At 68.9% G+C, this 25,210-nt stretch carries 27 protein-coding genes; 12 read left to right on the forward strand and 15 right to left on the reverse strand.

Annotation, left to right across the window (positions count from 1 at the left end; translation table 11 throughout):
* Window positions 1-106 precede the first annotated feature (106 nt).
* The gene (locus AB0F77_RS27525; protein WP_361954154.1) at window positions 107-271 is read right to left on the reverse strand and encodes a hypothetical protein; all 165 of its coding nucleotides are present in this window, start codon (window positions 269-271) and stop codon (window positions 107-109) included.
* A gap of 58 nt (window positions 272-329) precedes the next feature.
* On the opposite strand from AB0F77_RS27525, the gene AB0F77_RS27530 reads away from it, so the two are divergent.
* Window positions 330-965, forward strand: a complete 636-nt coding sequence (locus AB0F77_RS27530; protein ID WP_361954157.1) for a helix-turn-helix domain-containing protein — start codon at window positions 330-332, stop codon at window positions 963-965.
* Between the two features lie 100 nt (window positions 966-1,065).
* Here AB0F77_RS27530 and AB0F77_RS27535 read toward each other — a convergent pair whose 3' ends face one another.
* Complete coding sequence (locus AB0F77_RS27535) at window positions 1,066-3,147, reverse strand: NPCBM/NEW2 domain-containing protein (RefSeq protein WP_361954160.1); 2,082 nt, start codon at window positions 3,145-3,147, stop codon at window positions 1,066-1,068.
* A gap of 482 nt (window positions 3,148-3,629) precedes the next feature.
* Window positions 3,630-4,841 (reverse strand): metallophosphoesterase, encoded by a 1,212-nt coding sequence (locus AB0F77_RS27540; protein WP_361954163.1) that lies wholly within the window; start codon window positions 4,839-4,841, stop codon window positions 3,630-3,632.
* A 194-nt stretch (window positions 4,842-5,035) separates the two neighbouring features.
* On the opposite strand from AB0F77_RS27540, the gene AB0F77_RS27545 reads away from it, so the two are divergent.
* Window positions 5,036-5,488 carry a GNAT family N-acetyltransferase gene (locus AB0F77_RS27545; RefSeq protein WP_361954166.1) on the forward strand — a complete coding sequence of 151 codons (453 nt, stop codon included), beginning with the start codon at window positions 5,036-5,038 and terminating at the stop codon, window positions 5,486-5,488.
* Between the two features lie 17 nt (window positions 5,489-5,505).
* Here AB0F77_RS27545 and AB0F77_RS27550 read toward each other — a convergent pair whose 3' ends face one another.
* Genes AB0F77_RS27550 through AB0F77_RS27560 form a run of 3 tightly spaced genes read right to left on the reverse strand, consistent with a single transcriptional unit; the run spans window position 5,506 to window position 6,985 of the window.
* Complete coding sequence (locus AB0F77_RS27550) at window positions 5,506-6,216, reverse strand: SDR family NAD(P)-dependent oxidoreductase (RefSeq protein ID WP_361954168.1); 711 nt, start codon at window positions 6,214-6,216, stop codon at window positions 5,506-5,508.
* 41 nt (window positions 6,217-6,257) lie between these two features.
* Window positions 6,258-6,380: a hypothetical protein gene (locus AB0F77_RS27555; protein WP_361954170.1), complete on the reverse strand. Its 123-nt coding sequence runs from the start codon at window positions 6,378-6,380 to the stop codon at window positions 6,258-6,260.
* On the reverse strand, window positions 6,380-6,985 hold the full coding sequence (locus AB0F77_RS27560) for a TetR family transcriptional regulator (protein WP_361954172.1): 606 nt from the start codon (window positions 6,983-6,985) through the stop codon (window positions 6,380-6,382). The genes AB0F77_RS27555 and AB0F77_RS27560 overlap by 1 nt, the downstream gene beginning before the upstream one ends.
* A 287-nt stretch (window positions 6,986-7,272) precedes the next feature.
* On the opposite strand from AB0F77_RS27560, the gene AB0F77_RS27565 reads away from it, so the two are divergent.
* Entirely contained in the window at window positions 7,273-8,139 is an 867-nt protein-coding gene (locus AB0F77_RS27565; RefSeq protein WP_361954174.1) for a hypothetical protein, read from the forward strand.
* A 213-nt stretch (window positions 8,140-8,352) separates the two neighbouring features.
* Here AB0F77_RS27565 and AB0F77_RS27570 read toward each other — a convergent pair whose 3' ends face one another.
* The gene (locus AB0F77_RS27570; RefSeq protein WP_361954176.1) at window positions 8,353-8,799 is read right to left on the reverse strand and encodes a hypothetical protein; all 447 of its coding nucleotides are present in this window, start codon (window positions 8,797-8,799) and stop codon (window positions 8,353-8,355) included.
* Between the two features lie 47 nt (window positions 8,800-8,846).
* A protein-coding gene (locus AB0F77_RS27575; protein ID WP_361954259.1) for an IS5 family transposase occupies window positions 8,847-9,655 on the reverse strand; the annotation gives its coding sequence in 2 pieces (ribosomal slippage) (window positions 8,847-9,313 and window positions 9,313-9,655; 810 coding nt in all).
* A gap of 61 nt (window positions 9,656-9,716) precedes the next feature.
* On the opposite strand from AB0F77_RS27575, the gene AB0F77_RS27580 reads away from it, so the two are divergent.
* The 6 genes from AB0F77_RS27580 to AB0F77_RS27605 all read left to right on the forward strand — a co-directional run bounded on the left by AB0F77_RS27580 (window position 9,717) and on the right by AB0F77_RS27605 (window position 14,863).
* Window positions 9,717-10,076, forward strand: coding sequence for a hypothetical protein (locus AB0F77_RS27580; RefSeq protein ID WP_361954178.1), 360 nt, complete (start codon window positions 9,717-9,719; stop codon window positions 10,074-10,076).
* Window positions 10,077-10,337: 261 nt separating this feature from the next.
* Entirely contained in the window at window positions 10,338-10,667 is a 330-nt protein-coding gene (locus AB0F77_RS27585) for a hypothetical protein (RefSeq protein ID WP_361954180.1), read from the forward strand.
* Complete coding sequence (locus AB0F77_RS27590; RefSeq protein ID WP_361954182.1) at window positions 10,655-12,184, forward strand: multicopper oxidase family protein; 1,530 nt, start codon at window positions 10,655-10,657, stop codon at window positions 12,182-12,184. Before AB0F77_RS27585 ends, AB0F77_RS27590 begins: the two co-directional genes overlap by 13 nt.
* Window positions 12,185-12,201: 17 nt before the next feature.
* The gene (locus AB0F77_RS27595) at window positions 12,202-13,323 is read left to right on the forward strand and encodes a sensor histidine kinase (protein WP_361954184.1); all 1,122 of its coding nucleotides are present in this window, start codon (window positions 12,202-12,204) and stop codon (window positions 13,321-13,323) included.
* Entirely contained in the window at window positions 13,320-13,982 is a 663-nt protein-coding gene (locus AB0F77_RS27600) for a response regulator transcription factor (RefSeq protein WP_361954186.1), read from the forward strand. Before AB0F77_RS27595 ends, AB0F77_RS27600 begins: the two co-directional genes overlap by 4 nt.
* A gap of 113 nt (window positions 13,983-14,095) precedes the next feature.
* Window positions 14,096-14,863 carry an SDR family oxidoreductase gene (locus AB0F77_RS27605; RefSeq protein ID WP_361954188.1) on the forward strand — a complete coding sequence of 256 codons (768 nt, stop codon included), beginning with the start codon at window positions 14,096-14,098 and terminating at the stop codon, window positions 14,861-14,863.
* A gap of 337 nt (window positions 14,864-15,200) precedes the next feature.
* Here AB0F77_RS27605 and AB0F77_RS27610 read toward each other — a convergent pair whose 3' ends face one another.
* The 5 genes from AB0F77_RS27610 to AB0F77_RS27630 all read right to left on the reverse strand — a co-directional run bounded on the left by AB0F77_RS27610 (window position 15,201) and on the right by AB0F77_RS27630 (window position 20,041).
* Window positions 15,201-15,956, reverse strand: coding sequence for an SDR family NAD(P)-dependent oxidoreductase (locus AB0F77_RS27610; RefSeq protein WP_361954190.1), 756 nt, complete (start codon window positions 15,954-15,956; stop codon window positions 15,201-15,203).
* A gap of 57 nt (window positions 15,957-16,013) precedes the next feature.
* Window positions 16,014-16,745 (reverse strand): SDR family NAD(P)-dependent oxidoreductase, encoded by a 732-nt coding sequence (locus tag AB0F77_RS27615; protein WP_361954192.1) that lies wholly within the window; start codon window positions 16,743-16,745, stop codon window positions 16,014-16,016.
* 132 nt (window positions 16,746-16,877) lie between these two features.
* Window positions 16,878-17,714, reverse strand: a complete 837-nt coding sequence (locus tag AB0F77_RS27620) for an SDR family oxidoreductase (protein ID WP_361954194.1) — start codon at window positions 17,712-17,714, stop codon at window positions 16,878-16,880.
* A gap of 1,001 nt (window positions 17,715-18,715) precedes the next feature.
* On the reverse strand, window positions 18,716-18,964 hold the full coding sequence (locus AB0F77_RS27625; RefSeq protein ID WP_361954196.1) for a hypothetical protein: 249 nt from the start codon (window positions 18,962-18,964) through the stop codon (window positions 18,716-18,718).
* Between the two features lie 177 nt (window positions 18,965-19,141).
* On the reverse strand, window positions 19,142-20,041 hold the full coding sequence (locus AB0F77_RS27630; RefSeq protein ID WP_361954198.1) for an NAD-dependent epimerase/dehydratase family protein: 900 nt from the start codon (window positions 20,039-20,041) through the stop codon (window positions 19,142-19,144).
* 99 nt (window positions 20,042-20,140) lie between these two features.
* On the opposite strand from AB0F77_RS27630, the gene AB0F77_RS27635 reads away from it, so the two are divergent.
* Window positions 20,141-20,506, forward strand: a complete 366-nt coding sequence (locus tag AB0F77_RS27635; RefSeq protein ID WP_361954200.1) for a helix-turn-helix domain-containing protein — start codon at window positions 20,141-20,143, stop codon at window positions 20,504-20,506.
* 104 nt (window positions 20,507-20,610) lie between these two features.
* Here AB0F77_RS27635 and AB0F77_RS27640 read toward each other — a convergent pair whose 3' ends face one another.
* Entirely contained in the window at window positions 20,611-21,531 is a 921-nt protein-coding gene (locus AB0F77_RS27640) for a helix-turn-helix domain-containing protein (protein WP_361954261.1), read from the reverse strand.
* 243 nt (window positions 21,532-21,774) lie between these two features.
* Here AB0F77_RS27640 and AB0F77_RS27645 point away from each other — a divergent pair, with 243 nt between their 5' ends.
* The gene (locus AB0F77_RS27645; RefSeq protein ID WP_361954202.1) at window positions 21,775-22,830 is read left to right on the forward strand and encodes a carbon-nitrogen hydrolase family protein; all 1,056 of its coding nucleotides are present in this window, start codon (window positions 21,775-21,777) and stop codon (window positions 22,828-22,830) included.
* Between the two features lie 198 nt (window positions 22,831-23,028).
* On the opposite strand, the gene AB0F77_RS27650 is transcribed toward AB0F77_RS27645, so the two are convergent.
* Complete coding sequence (locus AB0F77_RS27650; RefSeq protein ID WP_361954204.1) at window positions 23,029-23,880, reverse strand: class I SAM-dependent methyltransferase; 852 nt, start codon at window positions 23,878-23,880, stop codon at window positions 23,029-23,031.
* A gap of 430 nt (window positions 23,881-24,310) precedes the next feature.
* Between AB0F77_RS27650 and AB0F77_RS27655 the strand changes: the two genes are divergently transcribed.
* Window positions 24,311-25,165, forward strand: coding sequence for a VOC family protein (locus tag AB0F77_RS27655; protein ID WP_361954206.1), 855 nt, complete (start codon window positions 24,311-24,313; stop codon window positions 25,163-25,165).
* The last annotated feature ends 45 nt before the right edge of the window (window positions 25,166-25,210 follow it).

A 25,210-nucleotide genomic window follows, 5' to 3' on the forward strand; every position in this document is an offset into this window, starting at 1 on the left:
CGCGACCTCCGGTCATCTCGTGAACCTGCTCGGTGCTCTCAAGCCTCCGGATCCGTGCTCGTGAGTCTTACCGCCGCAGCGGCCGGCTGGTCGGTCATGGCGCCCGTCATGCGGTCAGAGCGGCGACGTCCGCGAGGAACCTCGGGTTGCCCGTGGAGTGCGTCGGGTGGACGTGAAGCGCCTCTTCGTAGAAGCGCACCGTGGCCACGTCACCGTCGAACCCGACGTCGCACCGCTCGAAGAAGCGGAGCAGCGACCGGCGTGCGCTCACCGGCCTCCGTGCCGAGGCCCTTGGGGCCTGCCGGCCTCGCATGCGGCATGCTCGTGGCATGAGCGACAACAAGAGTGCCCCGCGAACGCGCAGACGTCGACGCGACGCCGAAGAGAACTTCGTCCGCGTGATCGACGCTGCGCGTGAGGTGTTCGCCGCCGAGGGCACGGCGACGAGCATCGAAGCCGTCGCGGAACGTTCCGGCCTCGGGCTCGGCACGATCTATCGCCATTTCGCCAACAAGGAAGCTCTGGTCAGCGAGCTGGCCAGGCAGCTCTTGGAGGCGGCGGTCGGAATCGCGGAGCGCCACGTGGCGAGCGGCGAGGACGCTCTGCGCGACTACCTCTGGGAGGTCGGCGAGCTGCTGTCGACCCAGCCGGGAATCATCCGCACCATCTGGAACTTCCCCGGATCGGCCCCGCTCACGGACCGCTCGCGCGCGGCACAAGCCGCCCTGCTGCGCCAAGCCCAGCATCACGGCTCTGTCCGAGCCGACCTCGTTCCCGAGGATGTAGCGGTTGTGCTCTTCGCCGTCACGGGGATCCTCGACATCGAACGAGGCGCGTCCACGGATGGCTGGCGACGACACCTGGAGATGGTCCTCGTCGGCTGGGGTCCCGACACTCCCGCGCTCCTGCACGCCCCTCTGACGGCGGCGCAGATCGACACCATCATCGGCCGCTCCCAGCCCTGAGCGGACCGTGGCCACGCCACGACGACGGCCCAGCTCTTGGTACCTCCTGATGGAGCGGCCGCACCCAGGTGTGGTGTCACCCGGGTGCGGCCGAGTCGGATCAGCAGGTGGCGTTCAGACCGGCCCAGTCGGCGCGGTCGTTGTAGCCGCCGTCGCCGCCGTCGCCGACCACCAGGTCGAGCACCCGGACACCGGTCAGGTCGATGTCGGCCTGACGGGTGTCGTCGCGGCCGAGCACACCGCTGTCGAACAGCACCTTGCCGTCACCGATCACCTGGAAGGTCGAGGTGCCGCCCTCCGGGCCGACATTGCGCACCGCGTCGTCGATGCCGACGGTCGTGGTCAGTCGGGTGCATCGGTCACCGAGGTAGTAGCGGATCGTGGAGGGCGAGGCGACCCCGATGCCGGTCGGGTACACCTGGCCGAGCATGCTGATCGGCGTCCACCCACCGACGCTCTGGTCGACCGTCGGGCTCATCCACCCGCTGGTGGCGCTGATCCAGTCGTGGTGCGACAGGACGGCGTCGCCGTGCGGCGGAGCCGGCGCCACCACGAGTGCCGTGGCCCCCTCCTGCGACATCCGTCCCTGGCCGGGCACCTCGTAGGAGGTGGTGGCGGTCAGGGTGGCGTTGCCCGCTGCGGCGGTCTCCGGAAGGGTGATCGTGAAGGCCAGCGTCGTGGAGCGGTTGGGCTCCAGCAGCTTCGGCGCCGTGCCGATCGGGCGGGCCGTCCAGCCCGCGGGCACCGTGAGTGCGACGCGCGGCGCGAAGACCGGCCGTGCACTGTCGTTGCGGACGGTGACCTCGACCTGGGCCTGGTCGCCGCCGGCGGCCACCGGGGCGGTCCCGGCCGCCACCGCGTCGTCACCGACCTTCGTCACCTGCGGGAGGCCCGCGACGACGTGCGGAGCGGCGGGCTTGCCCGTCGCCCGGGAGACGCGGAACAGGGCGGCGCCGTGGGCCGGGACGGCGGCACTGATGGTGCCGGCGCTCTCGGTGACCTTGTTGGTCCAGGCGTTCTTCAGGGTGAACCGGTCTCCGGACAGGCCGACCGACGACGCCTTCGTGGTCAGGGTCGCCGGGCTGTCGCCGCGGTTCAGCAGCACGACGGCGCGGTCGCCGTTCGCGAGGCGCTTCACCCAGGTTTCCGTGGTTCCGGCGGGGCCGACGCGGACGGCCTGGACGCCGGCGGGGTCCTGGTCGATCGCGACGACATCGCGGTCCGAGAGGATGTCGAGGGAGGTCTTGCTGAGCTTACGGATGTCGCTGCCGATCACCAGCGGCGCGGCCGCCACCGACCAGAGCGTCATCTGGGTACGGAACTCCTCGTCCGTCATCCCCAGTTCGGGGCCGAGGTAGTCCGGGTCGTTGAAGTGCCCCGGCCCGGCGGCCTCCGGGTGCCGCGCGTTCGCGTCGTAGTTCCGCAGTACGTCCTTGAACTTGATCTCACCGACGAAACCGACGTCCGTGTACGTCCGCCAGGACTGCGCGATCGCCGGCGCGTAGGACCAGGAGTACGTCGACTGCTGCTCCTCCGGGTAGTTGCCCCAGTCCGGGGAGGTCACCGGGTTGCAGAGGTTGAAGATCATGGGGCGCCCGCTGGAGTTGTTCCGCAACGCGTGCGCGAATTCGGTGTAGACGGTCTTCGGGTCGAGGTTCGCGGCGATCCCGCAGAGGTAGTCCACCTTGACGGCGTCGAACTTCCAGGCCGCGAACTGGTTCGCGTCGTGCTGGTAGTAGCCGTGGCTGCCGAGTCCGCACTTGCCCGGGATGTACGGGCCGGCGTCGGTGTAGATACCGGCCTTGAGGCCCTTGGAGTGGATGTAGTCGACCAGCGGCTTCAGCCCGTTCGGGAACTGGTCGGGGTTGGGCACGAGGTCGCCGGCCGAGTTGCGCGGGGTCGGCGCCGCCCAGTTGCCGTCGATCCAGACGTACTGGTAGCCGGTGTCGCGCAGACCGCTGCTGACCAGGAAGTCGGCCGTCGACTTGATCTCGGCCTCGGTGGGGTCGCCACCCACCGCGTAGTACGTGTTCCAGCCCATGTAGGGCGTGGGGCTCAGCAGTTGCTTGGGCGCCGACGCCGTGGTGGCGGGGCCGCCGGCCGGTGGGGCGGCGTGGGCGGGCGCCTGAACGACCAATAGGCCGGTCAGGAGGGCCAGGAGGACGGTGAGATGTCGTTTCACATCGGATCCTTCGTTGTCCGATCAGGCGTGCTGAACCGTCCCCGGTCGTGAGTCCGAGGCACCGCCGCCCAGTGGGGCGGCGGTTGTTCTTGGAACCGGTCAACGCCCGCTCGCCTACGGGTTGCTTGGCAGGATCTTGCAGGGGTCACCGGCGCACGTCAATAATAATTCCTAAATTATGAGTCCGAGTTGGACGCTCGCTCGGTCCCGAGTGCCGTCTACGAGGCGGTATGCGGCTCCGAGGGGATGTGAAGGCCGCTCTTCGCGGAACCGTCCGCGGCGCCATCGGTCCCCGAGCCGCGGGATCTGGCGCGCACTCCGGGGCGGCGCGGGTCATGCCGAGTTCGCCCAGGCGCACTTGTCGGCACCGGGGGGTTGGGGAAATACCCCTGGGGGTGCGGCCTTGTCGGACCGCACCCCCAGGAGTGGCACAAAGAACTGTCGGCGTAGTGCTTGACGGGTCAGGGAACGCCCGCCCAGCGCTACAGCGAGGTGGGGGAGCGGAGCACGAGCAGGGTGATCTCGCTGGGGGCGAAGACGCGGAACGGCGGGCCCCAGAAGCCGGTGCCGCGGCTGGTGTAGAGGAGGGTGCGGGCGCCGTGGTGGCTGAGGCCGGCGAGGGCGGGCTGGTCGATGCGGACCAGGTGGTGGAAGGGCCAGATCTGGCCGCCGTGGGTGTGGCCGGAGAGTTGGAGGTCGATGCCCGCGGCTGCCGCCCGGTCGACGAACTTCGGCTGGTGGGCCAGGAGCAGCACGGGCAGGTCGGGGTCGGCGCCGTCCAGGGCTCCGGCGAGGTGGGCGCGGTGGCCTGCCAGGCCGGAGGACTCGGCGGTGACGTCGTCCACACCGGCCACCACGAGGGTGTCGCCCCCGCGTTCGAGCAGCAGATGACGGTTGCGCAGCGGCTCCCAGCCCAGCTCGTCCATCAGGTCGACCCAGCCCTGGGCCTCGCTGTAGTACTCGTGGTTGCCGGTGACGTACACACGGGCCCGGGTGGCACGCACGGTACCGAGTGGGGCGGCCTGGGCGCGGCGGCGTTCGGCTGTGCCGTCCGCGATGTCGCCGGTGTGGCAGACGAGGTCGGCTTCCAGGGTGTTCACCGTGTCGCACACCCGTGCCGACCAGCGAGCGCGATCGAGCGGGCCGTAGTGGGTGTCGGTGATGAGGGCGACGCGGAGACCGTCCAACCCGGCACCCAGTCGCGGAAGTTGCACGTCGAGTCGGCGTACGCGTGGCACGCGGCGGGCCTCGGCATACCCCCAGACGAGCAGTACGGCGGATACGCCGAGGATGGCCCAAGTGACGATTCGGGCCCGGTCCTGACTCTCGCCGACACCGGCCACGGTCAGGGCGAGCCGCAAGAAGATCCCGAGCAGAACGGACCAGGTGAACAGGATCCAGCTGCTGCCCAGCAGGGTGTCACCGATGATCGCCGCCCAGTCCTGCTGGCGCCGGCCGTGGCCGCGCGCCATCGCGAGCGGCATACCGATGAGGCCGAGGACGAACAGGGCGGTGCCGACCAGCGTGACGGGCAGCGGCCAGTGCTGGCCGCCGTGCAGAAGCACCCAGTAGGGCACGGCCCACAGCAGGACGGGAGCGATCAGGGGGATGTAGCGGATCACGCGGTGCAGCGTGCTCTGCCGCGGCGCTTGCGCTTCACCCTCGGCGGGCCGGGTGTTGCTGGTATCGGTCACGCTTGCCCTCTCTACCCAGGCTGCTGTCTCGCGCACTGTATCCGGTCCCCCTTGGGCCACCCGGACTGGCGTTCACGAGCGCGACTCCTTGGGCTGGGCTCGACTGCTGCCGATCTTGACGTGACTGACGAGCGTGAAGTCAGATGCAGTGAGGAGTTGGCATCGAGGAGCGGCGCCACCGCAGGGGGTTTGGCGTGTTCATCACGGAAGAGGACGTTTTCGATCCTGGGGAGATGCTGACCCTCTACGACTCGGTCGGTTGGGAGGGCTACACCGCCGACGTCGACAGACTCTGCCGCGGTCTGCGGAATTCTCACCTCGTCATCACCGCACGAGACGGTTCAGGAACACTCCTCGGACTGGCCCGGACCGTCTCCGACGACGAACACATCTGCTATGTCCAGGACGTTGTGGTCAATCCTGCGTATCAACGGCAGGGCGTCGGCAGGGCCCTGGTCGAACACCTCATGCGACGCTACTCGCACTGCCGCTTCTTCCTCCTCTCCACAGACCACGCGTCGTCGCCGGAAGGCAAGCGCAACCACGCGTTCTACCGGAGCCTGGGCTTCTTGTCCTACGAGGAGAAGCAGATGGCGGGCTTCGGACTGCCCAGGAACCGTTCTGGCCCGCGTGGCCCGGTGCCATAGAGACTTGCCTCTCACGGTCATGGCGAGGACCTGTTCACCTGTTCACCTTCACCGGCCAACCCCCAAGGCACTTGGTCCCGATCAGAGGCCGCGGCCGTGGCGGCTTGGTCGGTCACGTCGGCCACACGGTCGGTCAATGCCTGGTGGACGAACTGGTAGGAGTCGCTGCCCAGTACCACTCGCAGGGGTGCCGGCTCTCGGAGTGCTGCCGTGATCGTCAGTGCGGCGACCTTGACGGGGTCGTCCGGGGACGGGCGTGAGCTGCCCGAGAGGCCTCGTACCGCCGCGGCCGGGGTCCCGTCGTAGGCCGCCATGGGTGTGCCGAAGAGAGCGTTGCGGCGGAATCCGGTACCGGTTCCGCCAGGTTCGACGATGGTCACTCCGATGTTGAACGGTGCCACCTCGGCCGCGAGCGCTTCCACGAAGCCCTCGATCCCGAACTTGCCCGCGCTGTACAGCGATCCACCGGCGTTGGCGGCCTGGCCGCCGTAGGTGGAGATCTGCACGATCCGACCGCCGCCCTGGCCTCGCAGATACGGAAGCGCCGCGCGGGCGACCGCGATGGGCCCGCCGAGGTTCGTCGCCAGGTGGTGATCAATCTGCTCGTCGGTGAACTCCTCGGCTGCGCCGAACAGGCCGTAACCGGCGTTGTTGACGACCACATCGAGCCGCCCCAGCGCCTCAGCCGCCTGATCAACCGTGGCTCTCACCGCGTCGACGTCCGTCACGTCGAGGACGGCCGGCCAGAAGGCGCTGTCGTGCTTCCCCTTCAGCTCCTCCAGCGCGGCCGTGTCCCGACCGCCGCGACCCGGTCGCCACGGGCCAGGAACTGCTCCGTCATCTCACGGCCGAGACCGCTCGTGGCACCGGTGATGAACCAACTGCGGGCCATCAGACCGTCACCGCCTTCGCACCCTGAGCTGAGGTGACCTTCGTACCGAGGAGCGCGTTCGTCATCGCCGCGACGGCGGTGACGACGGCGTTCCGGTGCTCAGCCAGGCGCTCCACCACCTCGTCGTCGAGTGGGTTGCGAATCTTGGGGTCCGTGGTGTTCCACGCCAACGCCGCGGCCAGCGCGATCATCATGACGTCAGTGGCCACCTGGAGGGACACGCCGTTCCGGTCGGCGATCTCGGTGGCCTTGCTGACGTGCGATGCGATCTCCCGCTCGGACGCCTCGGGGAACTCGAGCATCCGCCACTGGCTCAGTCGCTGAAGTCCGGGGTCTGCGACGAGCGCGTCGAACAGGGCGCCGGCATAACTGGGGAGATCGTCCGGCGTGATCGGCGCGACGTCGGCGAGCACACGCAGTCGGTCCGCCATGACGGCCTCGAACAGAGCTTCCTTGGAACCGAAGTAGGCGTAGATCGCTTGCTTGTTGGCCGATGCGGCACTGGCGATGCGATCCACGCGTCCACCGGCCAGACCCACCTTGACGAACTCGTCATAGGCGGCGTTGAGCAACCTGGCTCGGGTGGCAGCAGAGTCGTATGTCATGGACCCAGTCTAAACCAACCGGCTGGTTGATATCCAGAGGTCGAGTCCGACGGTAGGGGCGATTCGCCCGTTCCATGTCCGCGTGCCGGAGCGAACCGGTACCGGGGCTCCCCACGCCGCGGCAGTGACACGACGTGCTGTGAACCGAACCCCCGCCTACGTCCGTTCAGTTGATGAAGGCCGGCCCGCGGACCCACCGCGGCGTCGGCCGGTCACGGGATTCTCACCACCGGCAGGTGGCCGACCTCGACGGCCACCTGTTCCCCACCAGCCAAGGGAGAAAAACGATGACGTCACCCGCTTCGACCCCCCGACTCCGCCGCGCGGCAGCCTTGACCCTGGTGGCCGCGGCCATCGCCCTCGCGAACCCGTTCGCCTCCGGCGCGTCTGCCGCGACTCCCGCGTCAGTTGCCTGCCCGTCCGCGGTGTGCAAGGTCGCAGTGACCGGCCAGGGCGACGCGGTGCGTGTCGCCACCGACAACGCCGGCCACGACTACCAGACGTTCAGCGACGGAAGAGTGGTCGAGGTCACGACCGCGACGGGGGCGACACGCACCGTCGCCCGAGGGCTGGGCAACCTCCGGGGCGTGGCCGCCGACGGCGCCGGCCACGTCTTCACGGGCGACTTCGACGGCAACATCACGAAGATCGACCTCGCCACCGGCTCCACCGTCCGGCTGGCCTCCGGCCTGGGCTCGGCGCAGGGCCTGGCCTACCGCGACGGAGCGGTGTACGTCGCCGGAGGCAGCGGCAAGCTCTTCGAGGTGCGCGAGGGCGCGCCGGTCCGCACCGTGGCGAGCAACATCGGCTACTCCCAGAGCATCGCCCTCGACGGCAAGGGCGCCGCCTATACGGGTGACATGTTCACCGGGCGCATCCTGCGCATCAACCTGGCCGGCGGCGCCGTCACCACCGTCGCCACGGAAGCCTATGAGCCCGACTCGCTGTCCTACGGACCGGACGGCCGTGTGTACTTCGCCGTCAGCGACGAATTGCACCGGTACGACCCGGCCACCGGCCGGGAGACCCTGGTCACCAGGCTGTCCGGTCTGTACTCGTACCTCCTGACCATCGACACGCAGGGTGTGGCACACGCCATCTCCAACGCGCAGAACGGCTCCGTCTGGCAGATCGAGGGACTGACCCGCCTGTAACCATCCCGACCCGACCGCCGACGCACCGACCCTCGAAGCGCACGCACCTGGGGCGCGTGTTGAGTCGTGATCATCTTTGGGCGCGCCCTCACTCCGGGTCTTGACGTGGTAGATCGTTTCACGGGACGCGAGTGCAACTGAGGGACGAGGAAGGGGAGTTCATCGGGCCGTACCTGCCGATCGGTGGGTACGGCCCGTACCCCGAGCGTCCCGTCAGCCGATGCTGTTGTCCTCCGACAGGCCCGCCGCATACGAGAGCGCATGCTGGATCAGCAGCGACAACAGGCGCTTGGACTCCGCCGAGGGAAGCTCACTCTGCCATGGACAGAGCGAGTACCAGTCCTGGCCCGGATCCGTCAGGGGCGGGCAGGGATCTGCGGGCTTCAGGGGCTCGGCCGGCGCTTCGGGAAGACGCACCAGCAGCATGTCCGTGCCCCAGGCGACGACCGCGGCGATGCCCTTGCCCGAAAGCACCGGCGCCCCGAACGTCGCCAGGACGGGCCACTGGGGGGCAAGGTCCTCAAGTCTCTCGACCAGATCGGGGTGAGTATGCAACTCCCACCCCTCGTAGGCGTAGGCACCACGCTCCTGCGGAACACCCTGCTGCCGCAGCAGATCGAGCAACGCCGCGTTCTGAGGCAGGTTCGGCAGCTGCGTCATGCCTCGACACGCTACGCGCTGTTGTTCATGGGGACTTACTGATCGTTTCAGAATGCGGTGCGTAGCCGCCTCAAGCAGATGATGGTGCAGGCGAGTTGGAGGAGTCCTTGGTGAAGGTCGGCGCGTATCTCGTAGCGGATGCGCAGACGCTTGAACTGGTGCAGCCACGCGAAGGTTCTCTCTACCACCCATCGGGTCTTGCCCAAGCCGGAGCCGTGCGGGGCGCCGCGTCGGGCGATCTTCGGGACGATGCCTCGGGCCCACAGGAGTCGGAGGTGCTTGCGGAAGTCGTAGCCGCGGTCGGCGTACAGGCGCTTCGGTTTGTGGCGGGGACGGCCGAGGCGGCCCCGGATGCGCGGGATCGCTTCCAGTAGCGGGATGAGCTGGGTGACGTCGTGCCGGTTGCCGCCGGTCAGTGAGATGGCGAGTGGGGTGCCGTGGTGATCGACGATCACATGGTGCTTGCTGCCAGGACGGTTGCGGTCGACTGGTGAAGGCCCGGTGTGATCCCCCCTTTGAGGGCCCTGACGTGCGAGCCGTCGATCGCGCAGTCGTCCATGTCCAGCAGCCCGGCACGTCGCAGCTCGACGAGCAGGGCTTCATGGAGGCGGGTCCATACCCCAGCCTCGGTCCAGTCCCGCAGCCGCCGCCAGCAGGTGACCCCGGAGCAGCCGATCCGTTCGGCAGGGCCATCCGCCCACGAGACGCCCTTGCGCAGGACATACACGATCCCGGCCAGCGCGGTGCGGTCGTCGATCGGCTTCCGACCGGGAAACCGGTGCCGCCGCGGTGGCCGGGGCGGAATCAGCGGGGCGATCCGCTCCCACAGGTCATCGGGCACAAGATCACTGTTCACGCCGGAAGCGTGCCAGAACAAAGCAGTTGAGGAGGCCGATTCGGCCCGACACACTCGCCCAGTGAGTGACACAACACCATTGGGCAACTGGGACGGGCCCTGGTACCGCGTCCACACCGAGCAGTTTGAGGCCGCGTTCCTGCCGAACGCCGGTGAGGACCTGGAGTCCGTGGACAACGTCGACGTCTTCGTCGACCTCAAGGACGGCTCCCGGTGGAGCACGACCATCATCACCCTCGCCCAGGTCGAGATCCTCATGAAGCGATGGGCCGCCAGCGGGGAAGCCCTCGGCGGCCGCTACTTCTGGTGCTCGGACGGGCTCATCGTCCGCGATCCCGGCATCAGCAACATGACCCAGGTCCTCATCGGCCTGATCGAGAACGGCGAGTTCACCCAGATCCTTCAACGGCTTGAGGGCTGACCGCCTTCTCAGCTTGCCCGTCTCATTCTGAAATGATCAGTTACTACAGCCGGTGACGTCGCCACCCTAAGCAACTCGGGGTTTCTACCGTGGATGCGGTAGGCCGGACACTGGTGGACTACGTTCGATCCGGTAGGGCGAAGCATGTTCTGGACGGACGACCGGGGCAGGGCTTTCCGAGACGCTTGCATCATGCTCACCGAAACATCCCGAACGACAGAGTCGTCGACCCGACCGTGGATACGGTGGGGGCTGCGGCTCGTGACCACGGTGGTCGCGGTCGACGCCTACGCACAGGCGATACTCGCCGGCCGGTTCCTGTCCGGTGACGTCGGCATGCTGCTGCTGCACCGCGACAACGGCACGAACAACCTGACCACGCTGTCGTACGTCCTCATCGTCATGGCCGTGATCGCCTGGCGCGCGAAGCACGTCTCGGGCCACATGCCGGTGCTCGCCGTCGTGCTGACCGCCATGATCTTCGTGCAGATCTCCATGGGGTTCAACCGGGAGCTCGGCGTCCACATCCCCCTGGGCGTGGCCATCGTCGCGCTGACCACGGTCCTCGCGGTCCGGGCGTGGCGCAGGTGAGCGCCGCGTACACCCGACGGCGGCTGCTGGGCTACCTCGGCGGCGCGGCGGCAATGGGATTCGGCATCCCGACACTCAAGGGCACCGTGGAACCGGGGACGCTGATTCCCAGCCGACTGCCGCTGCCGGCACCGTTCCGGACCGGCCTCCCCGTCCCGCCCACCCTCACGCCGGGCAGCCACCCCGATCATCCGGGCGCGGACTACTACGAGATCACCGACCAGGTCGCCCACCAGGAGATCGTGCCGAACACGTGGACGCGGATCTGGGCGCCGAGCGGCACCTTTCCCGGGCCGACCGTCGTCTCCCGGTCCGGCCGGCCCACGGTCGTCCGGCGCATCAACCGACTGCCGGTGCCCACCGTCAACCATCTGCACGGCGGCCACGTGCCGTCGGCCAGCGACGGATTTCCCACGGATCTGGTCTTCCCCGAGAACTACCGGCCGAGCCGGCACAACATGACAGACATGCCCGGCATGGCCGACATGCCCCCGATGGTCGACGACCCGGCGGCGGTCACCATGGTCGGGCACCGTGACTACCGCTATCCGATGAACCAGCGCGCCGCCACGCTCTGGTACCACGACCACCGCATGGGCGCGACCGGCATGGACGTCTGGAACGGCCTCGCCGGATTCCACCTCGTTCACGACGACGAGGAGGACGCCCTGCCGCTGCCCTCCGGCGACCGCGACATCCCGCTGATGGTCGTCGACCGGTCGTTCGACCAGGACGGCTCGTTCCGCTACTCCGCAGCGATGGACGGCGCCCTCGGTGACGTGATCCTCGTCAACGGCGCACCCTGGCCGGTCGCCGACGTCCGGGCGTGCCGGTACCGGCTCCGCCTGCTCAACGCCTCCAACGCGCGACGCTACCGCTTCCGCCTCGGCGGCCTGCCCTTCGTCCAAATAGGATCGGACGGCGGTCTGCTCAACCACCCCGTCACCCACAACACGCTCGACGTGGCACCGGCGGAACGATTCGACGTGATCGTCGACTTCAGCCGGCACGCCGGCCGGGTCCTCACCCTGACCAACGAGTTCGGTTCCGGCGGCACCGCATCGGTCATGCGGTTCCAGGTCGGTGAGCAGGTGCCGGACGACACCTATGTGCCCGACCGGCTCAGCGACGTACAGCGGCTGCACCGCGGCGAGGCCACGACGATCCGGGACTTCAGGTTCCAGAAGGGGCCGAAGTACTGGGGAATCAACGGCCAGTTGTTCGACCCCAGGCGCCCCATCGCCACGCCCCGGCTGGGCGACTGCGAGATCTGGCGGTTCGTCACCGACTTCCACCACCCCGTGCATCTGCACCTGGTGCCGTTCCAGGTGCTGTCGCGCAACGGACACGGACGCGGCCCGGCCGACGCCGGCTGGAAGGACACCCTGGACCTCAGACCGGCCGAAGTCGCCGAAGTGATCGTACGGTTCACTGACTACCGGGGACGCTATGTGCTGCACTGCCACAACCTCGAGCACGAGGACATGGCCATGATGGCCACCGTGACAGTGCTGTGAGGGCAGTGGGAGGACGGATGAAGCGGCATCTCGCCGAAGCCGCGGTGCTCGGCGCCACGGCGGTGGTCGGTGTCGTCGGCGTGATCAGCGAATACCGGTACGCGGTACGTCCGATGCCGCCGCTCGCCCTGGCCGTCGCACTGGCCGTGCTCACCGTGGTGGTGGCGGCGCTGCGCCGGCGGGCCCCGCTGGCCGTCGTCGTCGCGATCTTGGCGGTGTGCCTGGTCTACCACGTGCTCGGATACCCCGGCCTCGCGCTGGCCGCGGCGTTCTACCCGGCGTGCTACACGCTCGTCGCCGAAGGCGACAGCCGCCGCTCCCTGGTCGTCGGCGCCGTGGCCTCGCTGGGGGTGCCGGCCATCTCGATGCTGCCGCCGCTGCCACCGAACGGGATCGACTTCAGCACCAACGCCGGCATCGTGACCTGTCTGGCGGCGATGCTCGCGCTGGCCGAGGCGCGGAGGGCCCTGCGGTTCGCGGCCGACGAGCAACTCCGGCACGTCACCCGGGAATCGGAGCGGCGCCTGGTCGACGAGCGGCTGACCATCGCCCGTGAGCTGCACGACGTACTCGCCCACACCATCACGCTGATCACCGTGCAGGCCGCGGCGGGCCTGGACGCGCTGCCCGCACGGCCCGCACAGGCCGAATCGGCGCTGCGCACGATCCGCGGCGCCGCCAAGGACGCCATGGCCGAACTGCGCAGCACCCTGCGCGTCCTCCGCGACATCAACACCGCCGACTCGCTGAATCCGCAGCCCCGACTCGCCCAGCTCGCCCAGCTCATGGACCTCGCCCGGGGCGCGGGGATACGCGTCGACCTCGTGACGACCGGGACCGCGCCGGACCTGCCGGCCGGTGTCGAGCTGACGGCGTACCGGGTCGTGCAGGAAGCGCTGACCAACGTCATCCGGCATGCGCACGCGACAACGGCCACCGTGCGCATCACCCACCACGCGGACTGCCTGCACGTGGAGGTGACCGACAACGGGACCGCGGTACCTGGTGCACAGCCCGGCCACGGCATGATCGGCATGCGGGAACGCGTCCGTGCGGTCGGCGGCGCTTTCGACGCCGGACCGGCCCCCGGCGGCGGCTTCACGGTGTCCGCCCGGCTCGACCTCGGAGGTGTTCGATGACGGTGCGGTTGGCGTTGGCCGACGACCAGGCGCTGGTCCGCGCGGGCTTCCGGGCGCTGCTGGAGAACACCCCGGACATCGAGGTCGTAGGGGAGGCGGCGGACGGTCGGGCCGCCGTCGAACTGGCGGTGCGCACCCGCCCGGACGTCGTGCTGATGGACGTGCGGATGCCCGGCCTCGACGGCATCGAGGCCACCCGCGAGATCTGCGCCCACCCCGCGCTGGGAACCGTACGGGTGGTGATGCTGACGACGTTCGAGATCGACGAGTACGTCTTCGCCGCGCTGCGCGTGGGCGCCAGCGGCTTCCTCCTCAAGGACGTCGACCCCGACGACCTGCGCAACGCGGTCCGTGTTGTCGCCGCCGGCGAGGCCCTGCTCTCCCCGAGCGTCACCCGCCGCCTGATAGCCGAGTTCGTCGCCACACCCCGGCGGACCCCGGCACAGACCGCGCTGCTCGACAAACTGACCGACCGCGAACGCGAGATCACGGCCCTGGCCGCGCAGGGGCTGACCAATGACGACATCGCGGACCGCCTGGTGATCAGCGTGGCCACCGCCCGCACCCACATATCCCGGGCCATGACCAAGGTCAACGCCCGCGACCGGGCCCAACTCGTCGTGTTCGCCTACCAGTCGGGGCTGGTCCACGCCGGCTGAGCGGCACGGCGGCCCTGTCCGAAGCACACCCTCACGATCCGGCACACCCCCAAATAAGTAAGCATCAGTGACTGTCAGAAGTAGTGACCAATAATGCTCAGGAAAGGAAACTCATGACTGCCCACTCGACATCCCGCGTCGCCCTCATCACGGGAGGCAGTCGCGGGCTCGGCCGCGCGACCGCACTGCGCATCGCCGCGGACGGCATCGACCCGATCATCACCTACCGCACCCACCCCGACGAGGCGGACGCCGTCGCCGAGGAAGTACGGTCGATGGGACGCAACGCCGCGGCATTCCGGCTCGACGTCGCCGACATCCACTCACTGGCGGCCTTCGCCGACACGGTGCGGAAGGTCCTGGCGGACGTCTGGGGCCGCGAGGACTTCGACTTCCTCGTCAACAACGCCGGCATCGGATCCGGGACGGCGTTCGCCGACGTCACCGAGGAAGAGTTCGACGCCCTGATGAACGTGCACCTCAAGGGCGTCTTCTTCCTCACCCAGTCGCTGCTGCCGCTGGTCCGGGACGGCGGCCGCATCGTGAACGTGTCCACCGCGCTCACCCGCTACTACTACCCGGGCTCCACGGCGTACGCCATGATGAAGGGCGGCCAGGAGACACTGACCCGTTACCTCGCCGCCGAACTCGGGCCGCGGCGGATCAGCGTGAACACCGTCGCTCCCGGTGCCACCGCGACCGACTTCGCCGGCGGAGTCATGCGCACTCCTCAGCTGCGTGAAGCCCTCGGTGGCAGGACCGCGATGGGCCGGATGGGCGAGCCCGAGGACATCGCCGGCGTGATCGCGGCCCTCCTCGGCCCCGACATCGGTTGGGTCACCGGCCAGCGCCTGGAGGCCAGCGGCGGCATAGCCCTCTGAGCTCCCGGCGCCGCCGTGCTGAGGACGGAATCTTCCATGGGCATCGCTGCGGGAGACCCACCGATCCCTTCCCCGCACCCGCGGGGATGTTCCACCCGCAGCAGGACCAGAAGCGACACCGCACAACTGCTCCCCGCCACCGCGGGGATACTCCCGATCCGACGTGGCCTCCTCCGCGCAGGTGGCGGTGATGGACCGTGTACCCGCGTCGTCGGCCCCGCGGATGTCGTGCGTGGTGTCTCCGACGAACGAACGGCGCGCCGGGGGCCCGGCGCGCCGTGTGGGTTGGGGTGGTGCAGGTGGTCCCGTGGTCTTGTCGCCTCGGGACCGACCGTTGTTACTGGGGGAGTCCGCCGGTGACGGCGATGGTGGTGCCGCTGACCCAGGTGGCGAGGTCGCCGACCAGGTATTCGGCGGCGTCGGCGACATCGCTGGGCGTGCCGATACGGTCTTCGATGCGGCCGGCGGCCTGGATGCCGCGGAACGGCGAGTCGGTGGGGATGGAGTCGATGAAGACTCCGGCCTCGTCGATCGGTCCGGGCTGGATGGTGTTGACCGTGATACGACGCTCGGCCGTCTCCCGGGCGAGGACTTCGGCGAAGTAGCGGCCGGGGGCCTTCGTCGCGGTGTAGAGGCCCGCCCCCGCCACGGGGTTCGCGATGGCGGTGGAGGCGACGTAGATGATGCGCCCCTGGTCGGCGACGTTCTTGGCGGCCCGCTGCAACGTCAGGAGCGTGCCTCGGGCGTTGACGTCGACCATGCGGTCGATCTGCTCGTCGCTGAGGTCGGCGATCGGGGTGCCGAGGAGTTCGAGGCCGGCGTTGGCCACGACGATGTCGACGGAGCCGAACTGCTCGGTGGCGGCGGCGAAGAGGCGGTCGACGTCGGCGGCCTTGGAGATGTCGGCCTGGACCGCGATCGCCTGCCCTCCGAGCTCGCGGACCTCCTTGAGTGCCTGTTCGCCGTTGGCGGCGTTGGCCGAGTAGTTGAGGACGATGTTGGCGCCGAGCTTGGCGTAGCGCAGGGCGATGGCCTTGCCGATGCCGCGGGCGGAGCCGGTGATGAGGGCGGTCTTGCCGGTCAGGTCGGTCATGGTTCTGTCCTTGTCTGAGTTCTGAGTTGCGGGTGGGATGGGTGGTGTGGTGGTGTCTCAGCCGGCGGCAGGCGCGGGGAAGCGGTACTCGGTGCGGTCGCGCTTGGTGTAGAGCTGCCAGTAGGTCTCGGCGAGTTCGTCGGGGTCGATGACGTGCAGGCCGGTGGTGCCGCCGGTGATCTCGGCGAGCTGGTCGGGGGTCATCGCCCGGTAGGACTCGCTGTCCTTGATCAATGCGGCCAGGGTGGCGACGCCGGCGTAGACGCCGCTGTCGGCGACCTCGCCGTTGAGGGAGTAGACGTAGTTGCGGATGGCGGACATGGCCGGGCCGATGCCGCTGATGAAGGGCTGCGGGTCGGCGGCGGTGAAGCCGCCGGTGACGATGAACCCGCCGGTCTTCCGCGAGATCATGTCGGGCAGGACGGCGTGGGCGATCTCGACCGGGGTGAGCAGGAAGAGGTTCACCCAGTGGCTCAGGCGCTCGGCGTCGAGTTCGGCGGCCGGGACGAAGGCGGTGCCGCCGGGAAGCGGCTGGTAGGACACGACGTCGATGCGTCCGAAGCGGTCCTGGATGGCCTGGACCACGGTGCGGGCGCCCGCCGGGTCGGACAGGTCGGCCGGGAACGCGGCGGCCTCGACGCCGTCGGCGGCGAGTTCCTCCACCAGCGCGTTGAGCTTGTCGGCGCGGCGGGCGACGAGCGCGACCCGGAAGCCCTCCCTGCCGAAGCGTCGGGCGAGGCCGGTGCCGAGGCCGGAGCCGGCACCGAAGATGGCGAGAACCTGGGACATGGGATGTTTCCGCTTTCGTGAGTGGGGGTCGAACGCGCTCGGTGCACGCAGGACGGGATGAGGCCGTCGGGTCGACGACCCCTGTGGGTGTTTGATGGTCGGGAAGTTCGGTGGTCGGGAGGTCGGTGTGCTCTAGAAGTCGACGGACGCGGCGGTCTGCTTGCCGGCGTCGAGCTCCTCGACACGGTTGGTGAGGGCGGCGCGGATGGCGTTGTAGGCGTCGCTGCCGAGGGCCAGGCGGCGGGGAGCCACCGCGGAGTCGGCGGAGGCGATGATCGCGGCGGCCACCTTCTGCGGGTCGCCGGGAGCCTCGGCCGTCACGTTGTCGACAGCCTCGACGTACTGGCGCATCCGGCCGACCGGGGTGCCGGCGTATTCGGGCATGCCCGGTGCGATGTCGAGGTTGGCGCCGAAAGTGGTGCGGATGATGCCGGGCTCGACCATGGTGATGCCGACGCCGAAGGACGACACCTCGGGGATCACCGACTCGAAGAAGCCTTCGACCCCCCACTTCGAGGCGTGGTACATGCTCGCGCCGGGCGTCGAGATGTGGGCACCCATGGTGGACATCTGGATGAACCGGCCTCCGCCCTGGGCCCGGAAGTGGGGGAGTACGGCCCGCAGCAGATGGATCGGGGCGGTCATGTTGAGCGCGATCTGCTCGTCGATGGCCTCGACCGTCATCTCCTCGGCGGCACCGAGGGAACCGCGGCCGGCGTTGGAGTAGACGACGTCGAGCCGGCCGAGCTCGGAGAAGGCGCGCTCGACAACGTCGCCCAGCGCCTGGGTGTCGGTCACGTCGAGTGCCGCGGTCCACAGCCGGGCGCCGTACTTGGCGGCCAGGTCGGCCAGCGCCTCGGGACGGCGGGCGGTGGCCGCGACCAGATCGCCGCGTTCGAGCAGCTGCTCGGTGACGATACGGCCGATGCCGGCCGAGGCTCCGGTGACGAACCACGTCTTCGCTGCCATGATCATTCCCCTAAATCCAACTGGTTGTTTGGCTTGCTGGAAAGCTAGCACCGTCCTCGCCACATCGCAACCATCCAGTTGGTTGCGTGGGGGTGGGGTGCACGCCCGTCGCTCGACAGCGCGGAGACCAGGCGGCGCGCTGCGGGGTGACGAGGGGTGCGAGAGGTACGGCGATGGTGCGGTGTCGACGGTGACCACTCCTGCACCCGGCCTCGGCGACGACTCACAGCTTGCTTTGGCGCCCCGATCGCCACATCCGTCATGTGACTGCCCCGAACTACCCACCCCGCGAGAGCCGTTGAGGTAGGTAGACGTCTGGTGAGCTGAGTTTCGCGAGCTTCTGGCGGCAGGTTTGGCCCGGATGCATGCATGTCACCGTCGGCGCGGTCCATACCGGAAGCGGATGGCGGGTGCCGCGAGGGTCGGCGGCTGGAACCCCTGGCTGTCCCGCAGGTTCGCCTTGGACGGGACACACGGTTCGCTGCTCGTCCTGCCTCGGTCGGCGGGGCTTCGTCGGATCTCGCGGTCATACGCGTTCCCGCGGTGGTGTTCCCGGATGATCGGGTGCGCGGCCCGAACAGGATGCCCTGGAGCACCTGCCGGTCCGGATGCCGCCTGCGGCCATCCGCCGTGCCGCGTGTGTCCCTGGCCGGGGCATATCCGCAGTGCTTGCCTCAATGGCCTTGGTGGGATGGGTAGTTGGGGGCAGTCACATGACGGATGTGGCCGGTGAGGTGCCGAGGCGTGCTGTGGGTGGGGGTACTGCCGCCCAGCCTGTACGGGGACAGGAAAGAGCCGGACTCCGGCACTCTGGAGGAGAGCGCCGGAGTCCGGCTCGGGAACGTCCCGACGCCGGGGAGTATGCGACGGGACGGCGGGCGGCCGTCGGCAGACTTCTGTTTTTTTTACAGGTTGCTGAAGTCGACGAGGAGCATGCCGTTTCAATCGGTGCTCGAACTCGCGCCGGATCTGTCCGAGGAGTTCGAGGGAAGCGAACAGGACTACCGGGAGTTCCGCGGATTGTCGCCGCTCATTTTGAGGAGGGGTGTCACCTGGGCCGAGACGAAGATCTCGCCGACCTCGTTGCTGAAATCGGACTCGACCGTGAGAAGGCGCTCGGCGCACTCAAGGAGGGCCGGCTCGCCTGGCTGCCGCCTGTGGATGTCCCACGGGCGGCGCGGTTCGTCATCGACGGCCACCACCAGGCCGAGGCACGATGGGGCGAGCCGGGCCTGGGCGGTCCGCCGCACGGCTGCCGGCCCCGCCTCGCTGCCCTCCGCGTCGCCGCCCTCCGCGTCGCGGGCATCCTCATCTGGTCCGCGAGGTGATCCAGAAGGCGGGCCCCGGTGACGTGGTGGAGGGTGGGGCGGGTCGGGCCAGGGCTTCGCCTCCGTGCCGTACAGATCTTTCAAGCAGCCGCAGAACGCCTAGTTCAAGGCCCTACCGCCGGGGGCGTAGCTGCCGTGCTCCAGTTCCTCCAGCAGGGAGGACCGGACAGGCTTCCAGCCCAGTTCCGAACGGGCCTTGTCGCCGGTGGCCGACTGGCTGCGCAGCACTCCTTCCGCGAATGCGCCCAGCCGCCGCGTGGTGTCTTCGGTGCTCTCGGGAACTACCGCACCGTGTGCGCCCGCGGCCCGGGAGGCGGCTTCACCGAGCGCGCGCACGCTGGGGTTCCTTCCGTCGGAGCCGATCCAGTACGAGCCGGTTCGCCCGTCCAGCAGCACGCGGGCGTAGAGGTCCGCCAGGTCGTCCACGTGCACGGTGACCCAGTGCTGGGTGCCGTCGCCGAGCAGGGTGAGCGCACCGGTGTCGGTGCGGGGTGCCTGGGTGATGAGGGTGGGGATGCTGCCGCCGTGGCCGTGGCCGTAGACGACACCGGGGAGCACGATGCCGGTCCGGGTGGGCATCGCCAGCACCTCCTGCGTCACCTGCGGACGCCAGGCGAGCGCGGCGACCGGGTCGAAGGGGCTCTGCTCGGTGATGCGGTCACCGCTGCCGAACACCCACATTCCGCTCGTGTGGACATACGGCTTGCCGGTTCCGCCCAAGGCTCGCCCGGCGCTCTGCACGACCGCCCGGTCGACCTGCTCGCTGGTCGCGTCGTTGGGGCTGGCCGTGTGGATGACCCCGTCCCCTTCCGCCATCCGCTCCGCCAGCCATGCCACGTCGGTGATGTCGCCGAACAGCGCCCCGGCACCCGCCGCGGAGACCTTCGCCGCCGACTCCTCGCTGCGTACCAGTGCCGTCACCCGGTGTCCCGCCCCGACCAGACGGCGCAGGACCGCCGAGCCGACATAGCCGCTGCCACCCGTCAGAAAAACGTGCATTTCTTTTCTCCGGATCCCTGACGGCGCCCGCCGTGAGCGCCTCATGAATCGGACGCTATACATGGGAAACTGAGTACTTCAAAGTGCCATACTCACCTTATGGATACTGTGAGGGACGTGCTCGATCCCACCTGCCCCTCCCAGGTGGCCCTGGGCATCGTGGGCAACAAATGGACCATGCTGATCATCTTTGCCCTCAGCGACGGAGTGCACCGGTTCTCCGAACTGCGCGACCGGATCGCCGTCATCACCCCCAAGGTCCTCACCCAGACACTGCGCGCCCTGGAGCGGGACGGGCTGGTCGAGCGCACGGTCTACCCGGTGGTCCCGCCCAAAGTGGAGTACCGCCTCACCGGCCTCGGTCACAGCCTGCTTCAGTCCATCGCAGCCGTGCGGGAATGGGCCGAAGCGCACGCCGGGGAGGTCCTGGAAGCCCGCGAGAGAGCCGAACTCCCCGAGAACTGACTTCACCGAGAACCGATGGGTACGCGAGGACTCACAGGCTGCGGCGAGCGGCTGAGCTGCTGCACAGCGCAACCGTCCCCATCGATGTCATCGGCCGGTGTGCCTCAGCCGTCGGCCGCGGCCGAAAGCCGTTGCCACTCCCGGGGGCTGACCCCGTAGGCGCGGCGGAACGAGCGACTGAAGTGCGGTGCGTCGGTGTATCCGAGATCTCGGGCGATGGCTGCGATGGTGCGTGTCCGGGAGCGGGGCTGTTCCAGCTCGTGGCGAATCGCCTCCAGGCGACGGTCTCGGACCGTCTCCGACACCGTCCGGCCGGTGGTCGCGAACAGTCTTTGCAGCGACCGTACGGACATGCTGTGGGCGCGGGCGGCCGAGGCCACCGTCAGCTCGGGGTCGCCGAGATGCTCGTCGATGTACGAGACGATGCGTGCCATCAGGTCGCGGCCCTCCGCGGTGGAGGCGTCCGCGGCGGAGGCGAGCTCCTCGGCCAGGGCGCTGATGAGGCTGATCCCCTGACCGACGATGGCGGGGCTGACGTCCGTGCCCGAGCCGGTGGTCTCGTCGGCCACGGCGTCGAGGAAGCTCGATACGACGCGCGCCGATCCCGTCGTCCCGAAGATGGGTACACCGGCGAGACGCGCGACTGACGACTGCGAGCTGCCGAACCGGCTCCGGGGCACGCGGAACACCCGGGAGCGTGAGTCGCTCGATGTGCTGATCCGGTAGGGCTCGCTGACGTTGACGACCGTCAGATCGCCGGCGGCGAGAACCGCTCGGTTGCCGCGCTGTCGGACTTCCGTGGTGCCTGAGTGCTGCACCCACATGAGCATGAACCGATCCATCGGCTGCGCGATGTGCTGCCGGGACCACAACACGTCCCGTGCTCCGAGGGCCGATGTCGAGATCCGGATGTCCCCGACACAACGCGACCGTACCCGCCCGTCGAATGCCTGAGCAGCCGGCGGGCAGGTACGCCACAGCGCGTCGTGCCAGTGAGCACCCGGCTCGCCGCCCCGGCGTTCCATCGGCGTCTTCACCAGCCCGCTCCTTCGCGCTCAGCTCCTCGGCGGCGATCGACGTGGGCGATCCGCACGGCCCGGCACCTTCCGAACTCCCGCGCGGAGAAGCCGTGTTCCTCACACCATCGCCACGAGGTCATCGTACGAAAGAACTCCGGCGTCATCGGACAAGAGCCGCGGCACCTGAGGACAAGAGCGTCCTGACTGCGCGATCTACGGTGCCCCTACCCCGTTCGAGAGGAGCAACAGGTGATCGACTACAGCTCGACATTCCGGGTGGCCGCCGTCCAGGCCGAACCGGTGTGGTTCGACCTCGACGCCACCGTCGACAAAGCGATCTCACTCATAGGCGAAGCCGCTCGTGGCGGCGCGGCGCTGATCGCGTTCCCCGAGGTGTTCGTCCCGGGCTATCCGTACCACATCTGGCTCGACAGCCCGGCCCACAGCCTCACGAACTTCGCGGGCCGCTACCTGGCCAACTCGCCCGAGGTCGACGGCCCGCAGGTGGCCAAGCTCCTGGACGCGGCGCGAGAACACGAGATCGCCGTCGTCATCGGGATCAGCGAGCGTTCCGGCGGCACCCTCTACATGGGCCAGCTGATCATCGGCCCTGACGGCAACCTCATCCAGGCACGCCGAAAGCTGCAGCCGGCCTACGTCGAGCAGACGGTGTTCGGGCGAGGCGACAGCTCCGACCTGGTGGTCCACCAGCTCCCCTTCGCCCGGGTCGGAGCGTTGAACTGCTGGGAGCACTTCCAGCCCCTGACCAAGCAGGCCATGTTCATGCAGAACGAGCAGGTGCACGTCGCCAGTTGGCCGGGGATGTCGTGGTACCAGCCCGGGATCCCCTTGATGAGTGCTGACCGGCAGAGCGATGCCACCCGGATGTACGCACTGGAGGGCCAGACGTACGTCGTGTGCGCCACACAGGTCGTGACCCCCACGGCTGTCGATTTCTTCTGCACGAAGCCCGAGCACAAGGAACTCCTCGGATCCGGTGGCGGCTTCGCACGCATCTACGGCCCGGACGGCAGCGATCTCGCTGAACCGCTCGCTCCTGACGCGGAGGGAATGCTGTTCGCCGACCTCGACCTGTCGGCGGCGGCCCTGATCAAGACGGCACGCGACGCAGTCGGTCACTACACCCGCCCCGATGTCTACACCCTGCGACTGCACACATCTCAGGCCCGCACGGCCATGGCCTCGCGAGCAGCCGACCCGGCCTCGTCCCTCACGTCGGCGGGCGAGGCCGAGTTCGCGCCGGCATCCGCCAAGGACGGCACCGCCGGCGCTCCTGCTCTCTGACCGTTTTCTGGTGTGCCCGCAGCCGCGGGTGCAGTGCTGTGATCCATCGACCTCCGGGGCGATGCGCTGTTCAGGAGGCGGCAGCGGGAGGACATTCATGTGGGAGCGCAGTAACGCCTCAGGGCCGCGCTCCCACATGGTCTTCCGGCCCTCCGAGTCCTCCGGCAGGCTCGATCATCGGGGGAACCGGGAGGCGCTCTACCGGCGGATCGCCGAGATCAGTCCGCCGGGCCGTTCCTCGCGTTGCGGCGGCGTGCTGATCGGGCGGCCGTAGGCGGCAGCGCGTTCGCGCAGGGTGTGGCTGCTGGCCTCCCAGCCGTGTCCGGCCAGCCAGCCCACCGGGTCGTCGGGCATCTCCGAGACCCACATGGACGCCGCCGATCCCGGCACGGCGTCGGCGCCGAAGCGCTCGATGACGCCGCGTGAGCCCAGTGTCAGCCCCATCCGACTGCCTGGCGCCGACTGCGCGCCGATCCGGGTCAGCAGCAGTTCCACCGCGTCCTCGGGCAGGTAGATCAGCAGTCCTTCGGCGATCCACACGGTCGGCACCGCCGGGTCGTGCCCCGCGGTGGCCAGCGCGGTGGGCCAGTCCTCACGCAGGTCCACCGGGACGGTGATCCGCTCACAGCGTGCGACGGCCCGCTCCCGGCGCAGAACCGAAGCCTTGAAGTCCAGTGGCTCGGCGGTGTCGACCTCGAACAGCCGGGTGCCCTCGGGCCAGTCCATCCGGAAGGCCCGGCTGTCCATGCCGGCGCCGAGCATCACGACCTGCCGGATCCCGGACGCGGAGGCATGCTGCAACAGGTCGTCGAGGAATTTCGTCCGGATGACGATGGAGAACGCCACGCCCAGTCGGCGGCGCCGTGCGGCCTCGTCGCCGGGCAGCGGCGGCGTGGAGGGCCCCAGGCCGCCGGCGGTGGCGAAGGCCTGTGCCAGTGGGTCACGGAACAGCGCGTTCTCCCGTTCGGTCTCCAGCGCCCGCACCTTGGCCACTCCCACCGCCGTGGCCCAGACTCCCGACGGCTGCACCCGCCCCTGCTCATCAGTCACCGCGCCAGCCTAAGGGCTGTCCCGGCAGCGGAAGAGGGGACGGCCAAGCCGGAGACGGGCGGCAGGGGATGTCGGACGGCGCCGGGGAGACCGGCCGGTCGGCGTCCGCCCCGCTTGCCGTCGGTAACGGCGGCCTCGGCGACGTCCGTGTGGGCCATCGGCGCGCTGCTCCACGGGCCGCCGAAGGTTCAAGGTGTGCGGCACGACGTCCTCCCGGAGCTCGTTCGCCTGTGCTCTTGACGCGCAAGCTACGGATGGTAGGTTACCGATCCCAGGTTGACTTCACACCCCCAGGAAGACCTACCTGCAAGCGCCGGTGGCGGAAATCGGCATGCGATCCTGCGGTCCGCTTCGGAACAGACTTCATGTGCTCCCAAACAAGGCAGGCGCGCCGTTTCGGCGCGTCGTCAAGCATCGAGGGGAATGTCCCATGCGACGTCATCTGAAGGGCATCGATCACTGCTGCGTCCTCGTGAACGACTTCGGGCGAGCTCATGACGCATTCACGAGAATGGGGTTCACGCTGTCGCCGTTCGGCCGTCACGGCGCAGATATGGGAACCGGCAACTACACCGTCATGCTCGAAGGTGACTACGTAGAGCTCATCGGAATCATCGAGCCGACAGCGTTCAACCAGGAATTGCGCCACGTGTTGAGTTTCCGTGAAGGTATCGCTGCGATTGCCCTGAGCACGGACGACGTCGTGGCCGCATCGGTAGAAGTGCGGTCGGCCGGTATCGAGGCAAGAAAGCCGCACCACGTACGCAGGCCGGTCGACCTGCCCGGTGGGGAAAAAGCGGAGGCTTCGTTCATGATCGCGGAGTTCCCCGACGTCAAGGCGCCGTACTGCCAGTTCTTCTGCAGTCAGGCGCACACTCCGGAACACACCTGGGTGCCCTCGCTGATGAAGCACGCGAACACCGCGTGGGGCATCGAACACCTCGCGGTGACAACTCCGGACCCGGAGGGTCTCGCGTCGGACAACGCGCGCCTTTTCGACAGCACTCCCTCGAAGAATGGAGAGGGGGAGGTAACGGTCGCGACCGGCGGCACGCCGATTCTCTACACGACGCGGGCCGCGCTGGCGCGAAGGTATGCCGGTGCCGACACGTCCGCCGTGGCGGCCGAAGGACCCGCGGTCCTGGCGGTCAAGGTGCGCGATGCGAAAACGGCGGCCGACTGCCTTCGCCAGGGCCGTGTCACCTTCGAGGAGACGGCCGCGGGGCTTGTGGTGCCGCCGCAAGAGGCGTGCGGTGTTCTCCTCGTTCTCCGTGAGTCGGCGTAGAAGACTCATCTCCGTCCACCGTCAGCGATCATCTCGAAGAGGGAA

This window comes from Streptomyces sp. NPDC026672, assembly GCF_040638185.1.
Lineage (GTDB): Bacteria > Actinomycetota > Actinomycetes > Streptomycetales > Streptomycetaceae > Streptomyces.

Excerpts from the sequence above, each read along its gene's own strand:
- AB0F77_RS27530 (WP_361954157.1), top strand. The coding sequence starts at position 330 with ATGAGCGACAACAAGAGTGCCCCGCGAACGCGCAGACGTCGACGCGAC.
- AB0F77_RS27555 (WP_361954170.1), bottom strand. The coding sequence starts at position 6,380 with ATGGCCCGCAGTTGGTTCATCACCGGTGCCACGAGCGGTCTCGGCCGT.
- AB0F77_RS27560 (WP_361954172.1), bottom strand. The coding sequence starts at position 6,985 with ATGACATACGACTCTGCTGCCACCCGAGCCAGGTTGCTCAACGCCGCC.
- AB0F77_RS27565 (WP_361954174.1), top strand. The coding sequence starts at position 7,273 with ATGACGTCACCCGCTTCGACCCCCCGACTCCGCCGCGCGGCAGCCTTG.
- AB0F77_RS27570 (WP_361954176.1), bottom strand. The coding sequence starts at position 8,799 with ATGACGCAGCTGCCGAACCTGCCTCAGAACGCGGCGTTGCTCGATCTG.
- AB0F77_RS27595 (WP_361954184.1), top strand. The coding sequence starts at position 12,202 with ATGAAGCGGCATCTCGCCGAAGCCGCGGTGCTCGGCGCCACGGCGGTG.
- AB0F77_RS27600 (WP_361954186.1), top strand. The coding sequence starts at position 13,320 with ATGACGGTGCGGTTGGCGTTGGCCGACGACCAGGCGCTGGTCCGCGCG.
- AB0F77_RS27605 (WP_361954188.1), top strand. The coding sequence starts at position 14,096 with ATGACTGCCCACTCGACATCCCGCGTCGCCCTCATCACGGGAGGCAGT.
- AB0F77_RS27610 (WP_361954190.1), bottom strand. The coding sequence starts at position 15,956 with ATGACCGACCTGACCGGCAAGACCGCCCTCATCACCGGCTCCGCCCGC.
- AB0F77_RS27615 (WP_361954192.1), bottom strand. The coding sequence starts at position 16,745 with ATGTCCCAGGTTCTCGCCATCTTCGGTGCCGGCTCCGGCCTCGGCACC.
- AB0F77_RS27620 (WP_361954194.1), bottom strand. The coding sequence starts at position 17,714 with ATGGCAGCGAAGACGTGGTTCGTCACCGGAGCCTCGGCCGGCATCGGC.
- AB0F77_RS27630 (WP_361954198.1), bottom strand. The coding sequence starts at position 20,041 with ATGCACGTTTTTCTGACGGGTGGCAGCGGCTATGTCGGCTCGGCGGTC.
- AB0F77_RS27635 (WP_361954200.1), top strand. The coding sequence starts at position 20,141 with ATGGATACTGTGAGGGACGTGCTCGATCCCACCTGCCCCTCCCAGGTG.
- AB0F77_RS27640 (WP_361954261.1), bottom strand. The coding sequence starts at position 21,531 with ATGGAACGCCGGGGCGGCGAGCCGGGTGCTCACTGGCACGACGCGCTG.
- AB0F77_RS27655 (WP_361954206.1), top strand. The coding sequence starts at position 24,311 with ATGCGACGTCATCTGAAGGGCATCGATCACTGCTGCGTCCTCGTGAAC.